Consider the following 13,776-nt stretch of genomic DNA (forward strand, 5'->3'; position numbering starts at 1 on the left):
CCTCCGAGGAGTTCCCATGACCAGCCACGCCGACCCCACGAAGCTGCCGCCCCTCGACCCCACCGACCCGGCGAGTCTGGACAGCCTGCTCACCGACGACGAGAAGGCGGTGCGCTCCGCCGTCCGAGCGTTCCTCGACAAGGAGTGCGAGCCGCACATCGCCGACTGGTTCGAGCAGGGTGGCATCCCGGGGATCCGCGAGCTCACCAAGGGGCTGGGCGAGCTCGGAGTGCTCGGCATGCACCTCGACGGGTACGGCTGCGCGGGCATGAGTGCGACCGAGTACGGCCTGGCCTGCCTGGAGATCGAGGCGACCGACTCGGGACTGCGCTCCCTGGTCTCGGTCCAGGGCTCCTTGGCGATGTTCTCGATCTGGCGCTGGGGCTCGGAGGAGCAGAGGCAGGAGTGGCTGCCGCAGATGGCCGCCGGCGACGCGATCGGCTGCTTCGGCCTCACCGAGCCGGACCACGGCTCCGACCCGGGATCGATGACCACCCGCGCGCGCCAGGAGCCGGGCGGCGACTGGATCCTCAACGGGCGCAAGATGTGGATCTCGAACGCTCCCTACTCCGATGTCGCGGTGATCTGGGCGCAGACGGACGAGGGCGTGCGCGGCTTCGTCGTACCGACCGACGTTCCCGGCTTCTCCGCCCCCGAGATCAAGCACAAGCTGTCGCTGCGTGCCTCGGCGACCGGCGAGCTCGTCATGGACGACGTCCGGCTGCCCGCCGACGCCGTCCTGCCGGAGGTGCGGGGGCTCAAGGGCCCGCTGTCGGCCCTCAACGAGGCGCGTTACGGCATCACCTGGGGTGCGCTCGGTGCTGCGCGCTCCAGCCTCGAGGTCGCACGCCGCTACTCCATCGACCGGCACCAGTTCGGCCGACCGATCGGCGGCTTCCAGCTGACGCAGCAGAAGCTCGCCGACATGAGCCTGGAGTACATCAAGGGCTACCTGCTCGCCGTGCATCTCGGCCGCCGCAAGGACGCCGGCGTCCTGCGTCCCGAGCAGGTCTCGATCGGCAAGCTCAACAATGTCCGCGAGTCCCTCGAGATCTGCCGTACCGCCCGCACGATCCTCGGCGGCAACGGGATCTCGTTGGAGTTCCCCGTCATCCGGCACATGAACAACCTCGAGTCCGTGCTGACCTACGAGGGAACGGTCGAGATGCACACGCTCGTGCTCGGCCAGGTGCTCACCGGTCAGTCGGCGTTCCGCTGACGGTCGGCGCGTGCACGTCACGACCGCAGGCGTGTGGGACCTGTGTCCCCGGCGTGAGAACCGTCTGATAGCCCGGAGAGTCTGGGGCACATCGCCGACTCAGGAAGCGGCCGTGTGGAGTTCGAAACGCAGGCCGAGCGCGTTGGTCACCTTGAGGATCGTCGACCACGTCGGGTTGCCATCGGCGGAGAGTGCCTTGTAGAGCCCATCGCGACTCATCCCGACCCGACGTGCCAGCTCGCTCATGTTCTGCGAACGGGCGATCACGCCAAGGGCTCGGGGGACCGCAGTGGGGTCCTCGCCGGACTCCTCGAGCGCGATCGCGAGGTAGCCGGCGACGTCTTCCAGGCCGTCCAGGTAGTCGGCGGGATCGAACCGCTTGTACTTCTCAGTGGTGGTCATCGCTCCGTCCCCGTCGCGTTCTTGTCTGCGTGCCACTCGGCAGCGAGCTCGTAGGCCTTGCTGATGTCGTTCTGTTGCGTCGACCTGTCGCCGCCCACCAGCAGCAGGATCAGGGTGTCGCCGTCTCGTAGGTAGTAGATCCGTAGGTCAATCGGAGCTCCGAGATGCCCTGACCGACTGGCTTGACGTCGCCCGGGTTGCCGTTGGCCAGTCGGTCGACGCGTTCCAAGATGCGCAGTCGGCCAACTCGGTCCTTCAGCTTCCTGAGCCAGTTGTCGAAGTCCTCCGTCGTGAGGATCTCGATCATGTGTCGACTATAGTCGACAGTCCGGATCGACCCCAGCCCGAAGACACCCGCCGCTCGAACATCGTCACGACGCAGCCAGCTTCGCACGCCTCCATGGGCTGTCGGGGTCGTCGCGCCACGCCTGGTGGCAGTCGCAGCCAGGCGCGGCCGGCAACGGTCCCATCCATGGCTCGGTGTTGGGCATCACCCCTCCTTGGGCGCGACCAGTTGTCTCCCACCATCTCGTCACCACTTCCGGGTTGTTCACAGCCGGGCTGTCGGGCGTTGATCGAGCACGCGAGGACGCCGAGGCTGTGCTCCCATGGGATATCAGACAGACTTCATCGGCTACCTGCAGATCGAGCCTCCACTGGGGCCCCGTGAACGGTCGTTCATCAACCGGATCTCGGGTTCGCCGTTCCTGCAGGAGTCGGGCGGTGCACTCCGTGTGGCGGACGAAGATGACGAGGTCCTACGCGAGCTCACGAGCGGTGCGCCTCGGGGCTGGTCCAACTGGACCTCATGCCCTCAGGGGTGCTGCCTGAGCTACGACGGCGGCGACAAGGCGAACCACATGGCGCCGTGGCTCAAGTTCCTGATGGCCACCTTCCTCGTTCGCGGGGCCGCTGCCGAGGGGATTGAAGGATTCAGCTGTGACCACGTCCTGAGCGGGATGGTCGTCGGCTCGCGGCGTGACACCAGGGAGCTCTACTCCATCACCGTCCGCGACAACGAGGTCGAGGTCGAGCTCCTGTGGCCCGGCAATCCGAAGTGGAGTGACTACCCGAGGCTCGCCTATCAGACCGAGATCGACCGTTTTCGCAGTTGGGTCGCCGATCGGAAAGCCCGCGAGTAGCGCCAGTTGCATCGCCAACGGCGAAGGCCCCAGTTTGATTACTGGGGCCTTCGGGTCACAGACGCTGCTCGAGTTTGAGCTCTTGTCCTCAGATGTCGTAATAGAGCTCGAACTCGTGCGGGTGCGGGCGCTGCTGGACCGGGAGGATCTCGTTGGTGCGCTTGTAGTCGATCCAGGTCTCGATCAGGTCCGGGGTGAAGACGTTGCCCGCGGTGAGGAACTCGTGGTCGGCCTCGAGGTTGTCGAGGACGGCGCCCAGCGAGGTCGGCACCTGGTCGATGTCGGCCATCTCGTCCGGCGGGAGCTCGTAGATGTCCTTGTCGATCGGCGCGGCGGGCTCGATCTTGTTCTTGATTCCGTCGAGGCCGGCCAGCAGCAGCGCCGAGAACGCCAGGTAGGGGTTGGCCGACGGGTCGGGGCAGCGGAACTCGATGCGCTTGGCCTTCGGGTTCGAGCCCGTGATCGGGATGCGCACGCAGGCCGAGCGGTTGCGCTGGGAGTAGACCAGCGAGATCGGGGCCTCGAAGCCCGGGACCAGGCGGTGGTAGGAGTTCACCGTCGGGTTGGTGAACGCCAGCAGCGACGGGGCGTGCTTGAGCAGGCCGCCGATGTAGTAGCGGGCGGTGTCGGAGAGGCCGCCGTACCCGGTCTCGTCGTAGAACAGGGGAGAGCCCTCGTTCCAGATGGACTGGTGCACGTGCATGCCGGAGCCGTTGTCACCGAAGATCGGCTTGGGCATGAACGTCGCGGTCTTGCCGTTGCGCCAGGCGACGTTCTTGATGATGTACTTGAACTTCATCACGTCGTCGGCGGCCTTGAGCAGCTCGTCGAAGCGGTAGTTGATCTCGGCCTGGCCGGCGGTGCCGACCTCGTGGTGGGCGCGCTCGACCTGGAGGCCGGCCCGCTCGAGCTCGATGACCATCTCGTCGCGGAGCTCACCGAAGTGGTCGGTGGGCGCGACGGGGAAGTAGCCGCCCTTGTACTTCACCTTGTAGCCGCGGTTGTCGTTCTCGAACGCCGCGCCGGTGTTCCAGGCGCCCGCGGAGGAGTCGATCTCGTAGTAGCCGGCGTTGGCCTTGGTCTCGAAGCGCACGTTGTCGAAGACGTAGAACTCGGCCTCGGGTGCGAAGAACGCCGTGTCTCCGATGCCGGTCGTGGCGAGGTAGGACATGGCCTTACGCGCGATGTTGCGCGGGTCGCGCGAGTAGGCCTCACCCGTCAGCGGGTCGTGGATGAAGAAGTTGACGACCAGCGTCTTCGCCGTGCGGAACGGGTCGATGTAGGCGGTGGTCGGGTCCGGGAACAGCGACATGTCGGACTCGTGGATCGCCTGGAAGCCACGGATCGACGAGCCGTCGAAGTTCAGCCCGTCGTCGAAGACCGACTGGTCGAACGACGAGACCGGGACGGTGAAGTGCTGCATCACACCGGGCAGGTCGCAGAAGCGGATGTCGACCATCTCGACGCGCTCGTCCTTGATGTACTTGAGCAGCTCGTCGCTGTTCTGGAACATTCGTCCTCCTTGGCTGCCACCGCCGTGGGTGCCAACCGGAAAGTCTGTGAGCAAGAGCCGGGGCGACGCTGCTCCGGGCGATGCTCGCAACGTATGCACGGCCAGTTTCTCGACCGTATCGGGTTTGTTTCGCGCGTGTAACAGGTGGTCGATGACTGGACCGGTGGTGCTCGGCTCTACCCTGGCGGTCGTGACCGCTGCCGCACCTGTGCTCGAGACCGCCTCCTGGGGACGGCGGGCGCTGGCGCTGATCGTCGACTGGGTCGCCAGCAGCTTCGTCGTGATCCTGTTCATGGGCTGGTCCGACTACGCCCGCACGGGGAGCCCCGGCAGCCTCTACGTCCTGCTCGTCTTCGTCGTCGAGTCGGCGCTGCTGACCGCGACCGTCGGCGGTTCGTTCGGCAAGGTCGCGACCCGGCTGCGGGTCGTGCGCGTCGACGGCGGCGGCGACCCTCACGGCAACGTCGACCTGCTGCGCTCGCTCGGCCGGGCGGTCGCGGTCGCCCTGGTGATCCCGCCGCTGGTCTTCCGGCCCGACCGGCGCGGCCTGCACGACATCCTCGCCGGCAGCGCGACCGTCACCCTCCAGGCGGCGCGTCCTCCCCACCTCTGAGCGCCCGGAGGTTTGGGCGCTGGGGGTGAGGGGTCATGCTGGGGACACCGTCTCCTCTCGGAAAGGCTCCGCCGTGAACCGTCCGCTCGCCGTACGTCGCACCCTCGCCGGGCTCGCCGTCGCCCCGCTGCTCCTCACCGGGCTCGCCGCGTGCGGCGACAGCTCCGGCGACGGGGGCGCCAAGGCCGATGACCCCGCCGCCGACTCGCTCGCCGGCGCCACCGTGCTGACCGGCTTGACGACAGGCGACGAGGTCGAGCCCGAGGAGTTCATCGACATCGTCGTCGACGGCATGGAGGCCTCCACCACCGCCCACATGACGATGACCACGTCGATGGGCGACCTCGGCGACATGACCGCCGAGGGCGACGTCGACTACACCGCCGACCCGGTGGCGATGACGATGACGATGACCATGCCGTCCGGCATGCCGATGATGGGCGACGACCCGGCCGAGATCCGCTACGTCGACGGCATCTTCTACATGTCGATGGGCCAGCTCACCAGCGGCAAGTTCTGGAAGCTCGACCCCGCTGACCCGGCCAGCCCGCTGGGCGACCTCGGCTCGATGCTGGACCAGATGGACCCCACCGCGATGATGAAGAAGCTCGAGCCGGCGATCGACGAGGTCACCTACGAGGGCACCGACGACGTCGACGGGCGCTCGCTCGACCACTACGAGCTGACCGTCGACGGCGCCGAGCTCGGCAAGGCCATGGAGGCGCCACAGGCCACGATGGGACAGCTGCCCGACAGCGTCACCTACGACCTGTGGCTCGACGAGGAGCACCGCATGGCGCAGGCCACGATGGAGTTGCCGGTCCAGGGCATGACCACGAACCTCGAGATGACCGTCGAGGACTGGGGCAAGGACGTCTCGATCGAGGCGCCCCCGGCCGACCAGATCACCGACATGCCCGACCTGGGCGCCGGGATCAACCCCTCGCCGGTGGCCTGAGCCGAAGGGTCACCGCCCCCGCATCTGGCCGCGCATGCCCTTCATGCTGGTCGGGACAGGGCCCTTGGGCAGCGGGATGTTGGAGCGGTTGGCGTCCAGCGCCTTGAGCCGGTTGAGGATGTCGGTCATCTCGGCGGGCTTCACCGAGCGGCCCAGCTTCTGCACGTGCTTGACCAGCTTGGGCAGCGGGACCTGACCCTCGCCGTTGCCGCACACCACCTCGTGGATCGGCACCTCGGAGGCCACCCGCTCGTGCTTGCGGCGCTCGGCGGTCATCAGCTGACGCAGCCGGTGGGGGTTGCCCTCGCCCACCAGCACGATGCCCGGAGGGCCGATCACGCGGTGCACGACGTCCTGCTGCTTGTTGAAGGCGATCACGGGGTCGGTGCGCCACCCACGGCGCAGCATCCGCAGCGCCGCGGCAGCGGCGCCGGGCTGACCCTCCATCTGCGTGTACGCCGCGCGCTGGGCGCGACGACCGAAGACGATCATCGCCAGCATCGTGCCGACGAGCAGGGCGCCGACGATCGAGAGGATCAGGCCGAGCACGCCCTCGCCGGGGAGGATCCAGAAGACGACGAACCCGATGACACCGCCGACGAGCAGCGAGCCGAGGATCCACACGGGCAGGCGCGGGTCGGACTTCCTCGCCATGCGGTAGGTCTCGACGAACTGCGCGCGCCGGCTCATCTTGTCCGGGTCGACGGGCTTGGGGTCCTTCGCCATCGTGCTCGCTGCCTCTTCGTGGTTCGGGGGCGTTCGGGTGGGATCAGGCGCTGACGCCGTCGCGGGCCTCAACAGCCTGACGGTACAGCCGACCGGCCCGGTACGACGAACGCACGAGCGGGCCCGACAGCACGCCGGAGAAGCCGATCTGGTCGGCCTCGTCCTTGAGCTCGACGAACTCCTCGGGCTTGACCCACCGCTCGACGGGGTGGTGCCGCGGCGAGGGCCGGAGGTACTGGGTGATCGTGACGAGCTCGCAGCCGGCGGAGTGCAGGTCGCGCAGCGCCTGCGAGACCTCCTCGCGGGTCTCGCCCATGCCGAGGATCAGGTTGGACTTGGTGACCAGCCCGAAGTCACGGGCCTGGGTCAGCACGTCGAGCGAGCGCTCGTAGCGGAACGCCGGGCGGATCCGCTTGAAGAGCCGCGGCACGGTCTCGACGTTGTGGGCGAGCACCTCGGGGCGCGACTCGAACACCTCGCGCAGCAGGTCCGGCTTGCCGTTGAAGTCGGGGATGAGGTTCTCGACGCCGGTGTCGGGGTTGAGCTCGTGGATGGCGCGCACCGTCTCGGCGTACAGCCAGGCGCCGCCGTCCTCGAGGTCGTCGCGCGCGACGCCGGTGATCGTGGCGTAGCGCAGGCCCATCGTCTGCACCGACTCGGCGACCCGACGCGGCTCGTCGCGGTCGAGCGCCTGCGGCTTGCCGGTGTCGATCTGGCAGAAGTCGCAGCGCCGCGTGCACTGGTCGCCGCCGATGAGGAAGGTCGCCTCGCGGTCCTCCCAACACTCGAAGATGTTGGGACAGCCGGCCTCCTGGCACACCGTATGGAGTCCCTCGGACTTCACCAGGTTCTGGAGGTGCTTGTACTCGGGGCCCATCTTGGCCCGGGTCTTGATCCACTCCGGCTTGCGCTCGATCGGGGTCTCCGCGTTGCGCACCTCGAGCCGGAGCAGCTTGCGTCCTTCTGGGGCAACCTGCGTCACGTCGGCCAACTGTACGCCGGGGGCCCAGACCGCGCCGGTCGTGGTCAGGGGACGTCGCGGCGGCGGAACGAGACCAGGGAGGCCCCGGCGGTGAGCACGAGCGCGGTGCCGTAGTACCCGGTCCCGTCCCACACCGACAGCTCGCGCTCGCCCCTGCACTCGGTGTCGTCGGCCCGGATGGGCCTGCCCTCGCACGAGGGCGGTGGCTGCACCCAGTACGTCGTGCCGTTCTTCACGATCGCCGAGACGTTCTTCTGCGGTTGCCAGTGCTCGCTGAGCCCGAGCACGGCGACGATCACGCCTCCGGCCACCGACACCGCGAACAGCACCCCGATCGTGCCGACGGTGCTGCGCAGCAGCATCGTCAGGGCGTAGCCGCCGAGCGCGGCCGCGGCGGCGAAGGCGGCGCCGCGCAACCCGAAGGCCAGTGAGTCGGTCAGTGCGCCGTCGCGGATCGGCAGGTCGCGGGCCCGCATCACCGCCCACATCGCCAGCCAGTACGCCGCGCTCACCACGGTGGCCGTCACCAGGGCGACGACCGTGACCGCGAGCGCCTTGGCGGTCCACACGCGGCGCCGGCGCGGCTCGAAGAGCAGCTGGTTGCTCATCGACCCGCTGTTCCAGTCGTGCCCGGCGAAGGTGGTGCCGGCCAGCAGCAGCAGCGCGGTGAGGACCGCGACCACCGCCATGCCCGAGCCGCCGTTGCGCTGCTGGGCGAGGCTGAGTGGCTCGCGCCCGGTGTACCAGCCCACGATCAGGTCGGTGCAGCGCTGTTCGGAGACGCCCTTCGGCATCCCGTACTGGCGCGGCCGCTCCGTGCAACGGTCGATCTCGCCGGCGTGCTCGCGCGCGACCTGGGCGATCTCGTCGTCGGAGACCGGGCGGGTCGACCACGCCTGGGCGGCGCCGATGAACGCCGGGATCGCCACGGCGAGCAGCACCAGGAGGATCACGGCCCGGCGCCACCGCAACCGGGTCAGCTCGACGCGCAGCAGCCGTGGGCTCATCGGTCGCCTCCCAGCTCGGTCCCGGCGGTGAGCTCGAGGAACGCCGCCTCGAGGTCGCGCCGCACGGGCGTGAGCTCGTCGAGCCAGATGCCGGCCGCGCCCAACGTCTCGGTGACGGCGGCCGGTCGGTCGGTGTCGACGACCAGGCCGTCACCGTCGCGGACCGTGAAGCCGGCCGCCGTGAGCACGCGGGCCGCCGCCTCGGCGTTCGGCACGCCGACGCGGTACGCCGTGCTCGCGCCGACCAGGTCCTCGACCTTGCCCGACGCGAGCAGCCGCCCCTGACCGATGATCGTGGCGGAGGTGCAGACCTGCTGGACCTCCGCGAGGATGTGCGAGCTGAGCAGCACCGTCACGCCCGACTCGCCGAGCCCGCGGATGGTGTCGCGGATCTCGCGGATGCCGGCCGGGTCGAGCCCGTTGGTGGGCTCGTCGAGGATGAGCAGGTCGGGCTCCTTGAGCAGCGTGGCGGCGATCGCGAGCCGCTGCTTCATGCCGAGCGAGTAGGACTTGTAGCGGTCGCGGTCGCGCCCGGTGAGCCCGACGGTGTCGACCGCGGCGGCCACACGCTCCGAGGGCACCCCGATCGAGCGGGCCAGCAGCGTGAGGTTCTGGTGTCCGGAGAAGTTCGGCGAGAACTTGGGGCTCTCGACCACCGCTCCGACCCGGTCGACCACGTGCGGCAGCCGCCGAGGCACCTCCTCGCCGAAGAGCCGCATCCGGCCGGCCGTCGCGCGGGACAGGCCCAGGAGCATCCGGATCGTCGTGGTCTTGCCCGACCCGTTGGGGCCCAGGAAGCCGTGGACGCCTCCGCGAGGGACCGCCAGGTCGAGGTCGTCGACCGCGACCCGCAGACCCCGTCTGGTCCGGTACTCCTTGCGCAGGCCAGAGGCCTCGATCACCAGCTCGCTCATGCGACCCCCGAGTCGTCGTCCCCACTGTCGTGGTGTCCGACGATCCAAACAGGGTTCGGGTGGCGCCGCACCGGGACGCGCCGGGCGTCGCCCTACGGCGTGAGGATCTCGATGCGCGGGTGCCGACCCGGCTCGGGGCGCGGGTCGTAGTCGGGCGTGGGGTCGTACGGCGCCCACGCGAGGTAGTCGTTCAGGTGGCGCTGCACCAGCGGCGTGGCCTCGGCGACCGTGACGTCGCGGCCGAGCTCGCGGCTCAGCGACGTCACGCCGGCGTCGGCGATGCCGCAGGGGACGAAGCGGTCGTACCACCCGAGGTCGACGTCGCAGTTGAGGGCGAAGCCGTGCATGGTGACACCACGGCTGACGCGGATGCCGATGGCTGCGATCTTGCGCTCCGGCCCGCGGTCGTCGGCCCGCAGCCAGACGCCGCTGCGGCCCGGCACGCGGGCGGTGGTGACCCCGAGGTCGGTACAGACGTGGATGAGGGCCTCCTCGACCCGGCGCACGTAGTCGACGACCTTGACGTGGTCGGGCAGCGTGACGATCGGGTAGCCGACGAGCTGGCCGGGGCCGTGGAAGGTGATCTTGCCGCCTCGGTCGACGTCGATGACCGCCGCGCCGCCGGGGTCGAGCGGCCGCTCGTGCGGCTCGGTGCGCTTGCCGGCGGTGAAGACGGGCGGGTGCTCGAGCAGCAGGACCGTGTCCGGCTGCTCGCCGTCGGCGACCCGAGCGTGGACCTCGCGCTGCAGGTCCCAGGCCTGGACGTAGTCGACGAGCCCGGCGTCTTCGAACATCACGCGCTCGAGCCTACTGCGGATCGTTCAGCGGGCTCCGAGAGCGGCCCCCAGGAACGCCAGCTGGTCGGGCAGCATCCGCCGCCAGTACGCCGGGTCGTGGGCGCCCGGCTCGAACGTGCTCGTGACGCCGGCGTCGTCGGGGAAGCCGGCCACGTAGTCCTCGACGTCGCGGTAGAACGGGTCGCCGGTGCCGCAGTCGACCCGGACGGCGATCCCGGCGAGGTCCTCCTGGTGGCCGACGACCGTGAACCGCTCGTACTCCTCCTCGTCAGCGAACCCCGACCGCGAGGCGTCGCCCGGGTGGCTCCAGATGGCGGGGCTGGACGCCACGACACCGGCGACCCGGTCGGGGCCGAGCAACCCGGCGAGACGGAGCGCGCCGTACCCGCCCATCGACCAGCCGATCAGCCCGATCCGGTCGCTCGGTGCCGCTCGCAGTCCCTGCTCGGCGAGCAGCGGCAGCAGCTCGTCGACGACCATCGCGCCCGCGTCCTCGCCGTCAGGGCGCGGGTGCCAGTACGACGTCCCGCCGTCGGCCGCGGCGATCGCGAACGGCGCCACCCCGTCGGCGACCGCGGCCGCGAGGTAGCGGGGGAGTCCCATCGACGGCCCCACCAGCGTGCCGGCGTCCTGGCCGAGCCCGTGGAGCGCCACCACGACCGGCAGCGCGCCTCGGGTGCCGGGCGGCCGCATCAGGCACCAGCTCGTCTCGGCTCCGAGCCGGTGCTCGGACACGAACGTGTGCGTCTCGACCGGGCCCGGCTCGACATCGGGGACCACGCCGGCCGCGCCGTTGAGCCCCAGGTGGGCCTGCAACCAGGGGCGGCCGGGCAGGACGCCCTGCTCGACGCCGATGCCGGCGCCGGCGACGGCGGCGACCGCGACGCCCGCCCCGCCGAGCAGCACCCCGCGACGGCTCAGCACGACGTCAGTCTCCCAGCCCGCCGCCCCGACCCTGTGGAGAGAGCCCCGGCACGGCGCGCCACCAGGGTAGGAGTGGGGGGTGCCGTTCCTGGTCCTCCTGCTTGCGACTCTCCTGGCGCCGGTCCCCAACCCGGCGTCCGCGGTGCTGCACGCGTGGGACGTGGACCGCTCGGCGGCCTGGGCGGCGGGCGACCCGGCGGCGCTCGCCCGGCTCTACACGCCCCGGAGCCCGGCCGGCGCGGCCGACGTGGCGATGCTGCGAGCCTGGCAGGCGCGCGGGCTGCGCGTCGTCGACCTGCGGATGCAGCTGCTCGCGGTCGAGACGCGTCGCCGTACGCCGGACCGGCTCGTGGTCGTCGTCAGCGACCGGCTCGCCTCGGGAGTCGCGGTCGGCGGGGGCGTGCGGCAACCGCTGCCGCGGGACGCGGTCTCGACCCGCCGGCTGGTGCTGGTCCGGGTTGCGGGGGAGTGGCGCGTGGCTCAGGCCAGCCCGGTGCGCACGACCTCGCCGACCGTGCGGTCGCGGAACCGGTAGCCCGCGTCCTCGAGGGCCGCCGGGCGCAGGTTGAGCGACCCCAGCGCCTCGGGAGCCAGCGAGCCGGCGCCGAGCTCGATCGCGAACCGCGGCGCCACGAGGAACGCCTTGCGATGCACGGCCCGGGCCAGCGCCTGGGTGAACTCGGCGTTGGTGGGGGTCTCGGGGCAGCAGATGTTGAAGGGTCCGCTGGCGCTCTCGTGCTCGACCAGGAACGCGGTCGCGCCCACCCAGTCGCGCAACGACACCATCGCCATCCGCTGGCGGCCGTCACCGAGCCGGGCGCCGAGGCCCAGCCGGGTCAGCAGGGCCAGCTGCTTGAGCGGCGCGCCACGGCGATCCATCACCGGGGCGGTGCGCAGGAAGGCCAACCGGGCGCTGGCGTCAGCCGCGGGCAGCGCGGCGTCCTGCCACTCGCGGGTGACCCGGGTGAGCATGCTGTCGCCGGTGCTCTCGGTCTCCTCGGTGACGACCTGCTCCCCGTGGTCGCCGTACCACGCGATGGCGTTGCCCGCGATGTACGCCGGGCGACGCTCGCTCTCGGCGATCGCCCGGGCCAGCAGGCGGGTCGTGGTCACCCGGCTCTCGCGCAGCTCGCGTGCCCAGCGCTTCGAGTGCGGGTTGCCGACCGTGGGCGCGCCGGCGAGGTTGACGACCATGTCGGCTCGCTCGATCACCGCGCGGTCGTAGACGCCGGCGTAGGGATCCCACGTCGACTCGTGCGACGAGTGGGCCGGGCGGCGGACCAGCGCGACCACCGTGTGGTCGCGCGCCCGGAGCTCGTCGGACAGGTGGCTGCCCAGGAACCCCGAGGCCCCCGCGATCACGACGTTGAGTGCCATGCCCTCAGCCTGTCACGTCGCCGAAATGCCGAGTCGGCGCAGTCTGGGCTCAGACGGCGCCGACTCGGCGTGGACGCTCAGACTTCGAACTGCCCGGACTCCAGGCGCTGCTTGACGTCGGTGAGGAACCGGCCCGCGTCGGCACCGTCGACCAGCTGGTGGTCGTAGGTCAGGGCCAGGTAGACCATGTACCGCACCGCGATCGTCTCGCCGAGGTTCGGGTCGTCGATCACGACCGGACGCTTCACCACGGCACCGGGGCCCAGGATCGCGACCTGCGGCTTGTTCACGATCGGGGTGTCCCACAGGGCCCCGACGCTGCCGAGGTTGGTGATCGTGAACGTGCCGCCGGACAGCTCGTCGGGGCCGATCTTGTTGGTGCGCGTGCGCTCGGCGACGTCGCCGATCTTCTTCGCCAGGCCGGCGATCGACAGGTCGCCGGCGTCCTTGATCACCGGGGTGATCAGGCCCTTCTCGGTGTCCACGGCGATCGCGAGGTTCTCGCGGTCGTAGTAGGTCACCTCGCCGGCCTCGGTGTCGATCGTCGCGTTGAGCGCCGGGTGGGTCTTCAGCGCGTCGATCGCCGCCTTGGCGAAGAACGGCAGGTAGGTGAGCTTCACGCCCTCGCGGGCGAGGAAGTCGGCCTTCACGCTGTCGCGCAGCCGCGCGATGTTGGTGACGTCGACCTCGACGACCTGGGTGAGCTGGGCCGAGGTCTGCAGGGACTCCACCATCCGGCTGGCGATGATCTTGCGCAGCCGCGACATCTTCACCGTGGTCCCGCGCAGCGGCGACGGCGTGCCCGACGGCGCGCCGGCCGACGCGCCGGCCGGGGCCGCAGCGGGTGCTGCGGGAGCCTCGGCGGGGGCCTGCCGGGCCTGCGCGAGCTCCTTCTCGTGGGCGGCGTCGAGGACGTCCTGCTTGCGGATCCGGCCACCGACTCCGGTGCCCGTGATGCTGCCGAGGTCGACACCGTGCTGGGCGGCCATCTTGCGCACCAGCGGCGTGACGTAGCCGGGGCCGTCACCGGCCGGCTCGGAGGCGGGCTGGGGCGCTTCGGCGGCCGGACGCACCGGCTCGGCCTGCGGGGCGGACGCCGGCGGCGGGGTCTGCTCCTGCTGGGCGGGGGCGGCCTCCGGCTCCGGCTCCGGCGCGGGCTCGGGCTCGGGCTCCGGCTCGGGCTCGGGCTCCGGCTCCGGCTC

Annotated in this window: 16 protein-coding genes; 5 read left to right on the forward strand and 11 right to left on the reverse strand. The window is 70.6% G+C overall.

Features of this window, described 5'->3' with window-relative positions; translation table 11 throughout:
* Positions 1-16: 16 nt before the first annotated feature.
* Positions 17-1,219 (forward strand): acyl-CoA dehydrogenase family protein, encoded by a 1,203-nt coding sequence (locus Q0L15_RS14510; RefSeq protein ID WP_296605163.1) that lies wholly within the window; start codon positions 17-19, stop codon positions 1,217-1,219.
* 99 nt (positions 1,220-1,318) lie between these two features.
* Here the strand turns inward: Q0L15_RS14510 and Q0L15_RS14515 are convergent, their stop codons facing one another.
* Together Q0L15_RS14515 and Q0L15_RS14520 are read right to left on the reverse strand one after the other, a co-directional pair.
* Complete coding sequence (locus Q0L15_RS14515; protein ID WP_296605164.1) at positions 1,319-1,621, reverse strand: addiction module antidote protein; 303 nt, start codon at positions 1,619-1,621, stop codon at positions 1,319-1,321.
* 109 nt (positions 1,622-1,730) lie between these two features.
* Positions 1,731-1,928 (reverse strand): hypothetical protein, encoded by a 198-nt coding sequence (locus Q0L15_RS14520; protein ID WP_296605165.1) that lies wholly within the window; start codon positions 1,926-1,928, stop codon positions 1,731-1,733.
* Positions 1,929-2,229: 301 nt separating this feature from the next.
* Between Q0L15_RS14520 and Q0L15_RS14525 the strand changes: the two genes are divergently transcribed.
* The gene (locus Q0L15_RS14525) at positions 2,230-2,763 is read left to right on the forward strand and encodes a hypothetical protein (protein WP_296605166.1); all 534 of its coding nucleotides are present in this window, start codon (positions 2,230-2,232) and stop codon (positions 2,761-2,763) included.
* An 88-nt stretch (positions 2,764-2,851) separates the two neighbouring features.
* Here the strand turns inward: Q0L15_RS14525 and glnA are convergent, their stop codons facing one another.
* Positions 2,852-4,276 carry a type I glutamate--ammonia ligase gene (gene glnA, locus Q0L15_RS14530; protein WP_296605167.1) on the reverse strand — a complete coding sequence of 475 codons (1,425 nt, stop codon included), beginning with the start codon at positions 4,274-4,276 and terminating at the stop codon, positions 2,852-2,854.
* A gap of 190 nt (positions 4,277-4,466) precedes the next feature.
* Between glnA and Q0L15_RS14535 the strand changes: the two genes are divergently transcribed.
* A complete protein-coding gene (locus Q0L15_RS14535; protein ID WP_296605168.1) occupies positions 4,467-4,889 on the forward strand; it encodes an RDD family protein in 423 nt (140 codons plus the stop codon).
* Positions 4,890-4,962: 73 nt separating this feature from the next.
* A complete protein-coding gene (locus Q0L15_RS14540; RefSeq protein WP_296605169.1) occupies positions 4,963-5,847 on the forward strand; it encodes an LppX_LprAFG lipoprotein in 885 nt (294 codons plus the stop codon).
* 9 nt (positions 5,848-5,856) lie between these two features.
* On the opposite strand, the gene Q0L15_RS14545 is transcribed toward Q0L15_RS14540, so the two are convergent.
* From Q0L15_RS14545 to Q0L15_RS14570, 6 genes are all read right to left on the reverse strand, one after another.
* The gene (locus tag Q0L15_RS14545) at positions 5,857-6,573 is read right to left on the reverse strand and encodes a DUF4191 domain-containing protein (RefSeq protein ID WP_296605170.1); all 717 of its coding nucleotides are present in this window, start codon (positions 6,571-6,573) and stop codon (positions 5,857-5,859) included.
* Between the two features lie 43 nt (positions 6,574-6,616).
* Positions 6,617-7,555, reverse strand: coding sequence for a lipoyl synthase (lipA, locus tag Q0L15_RS14550; protein ID WP_296605171.1), 939 nt, complete (start codon positions 7,553-7,555; stop codon positions 6,617-6,619).
* Positions 7,556-7,599: 44 nt separating this feature from the next.
* Positions 7,600-8,562, reverse strand: a complete 963-nt coding sequence (locus Q0L15_RS14555) for a hypothetical protein (RefSeq protein WP_296605172.1) — start codon at positions 8,560-8,562, stop codon at positions 7,600-7,602.
* The gene (locus Q0L15_RS14560; protein ID WP_296605173.1) at positions 8,559-9,476 is read right to left on the reverse strand and encodes an ATP-binding cassette domain-containing protein; all 918 of its coding nucleotides are present in this window, start codon (positions 9,474-9,476) and stop codon (positions 8,559-8,561) included. Before Q0L15_RS14560 ends, Q0L15_RS14555 begins: the two co-directional genes overlap by 4 nt.
* 92 nt (positions 9,477-9,568) lie before the next feature.
* Complete coding sequence (lipB, locus tag Q0L15_RS14565) at positions 9,569-10,294, reverse strand: lipoyl(octanoyl) transferase LipB (RefSeq protein WP_296605178.1); 726 nt, start codon at positions 10,292-10,294, stop codon at positions 9,569-9,571.
* A gap of 3 nt (positions 10,295-10,297) precedes the next feature.
* Entirely contained in the window at positions 10,298-11,197 is a 900-nt protein-coding gene (locus tag Q0L15_RS14570; protein ID WP_296605174.1) for an alpha/beta fold hydrolase, read from the reverse strand.
* A 79-nt stretch (positions 11,198-11,276) separates the two neighbouring features.
* On the opposite strand from Q0L15_RS14570, the gene Q0L15_RS14575 reads away from it, so the two are divergent.
* Entirely contained in the window at positions 11,277-11,732 is a 456-nt protein-coding gene (locus Q0L15_RS14575) for a hypothetical protein (RefSeq protein ID WP_296605175.1), read from the forward strand.
* Here the strand turns inward: Q0L15_RS14575 and Q0L15_RS14580 are convergent.
* Both Q0L15_RS14580 and sucB read right to left on the reverse strand, forming a co-directional pair.
* Entirely contained in the window at positions 11,678-12,574 is an 897-nt protein-coding gene (locus Q0L15_RS14580) for a TIGR01777 family oxidoreductase (protein ID WP_296605176.1), read from the reverse strand. The genes Q0L15_RS14575 and Q0L15_RS14580 overlap by 55 nt on opposite strands.
* 77 nt (positions 12,575-12,651) lie before the next feature.
* Positions 12,652-13,776 (reverse strand): 2-oxoglutarate dehydrogenase, E2 component, dihydrolipoamide succinyltransferase (sucB, locus tag Q0L15_RS14585; protein ID WP_296605177.1); only part of this gene is annotated, 1,125 nt, incomplete at its 5' end.

It is taken from the genome of Nocardioides sp. (assembly GCF_024509035.1).
Classification (GTDB): domain Bacteria; phylum Actinomycetota; class Actinomycetes; order Propionibacteriales; family Nocardioidaceae; genus Nocardioides.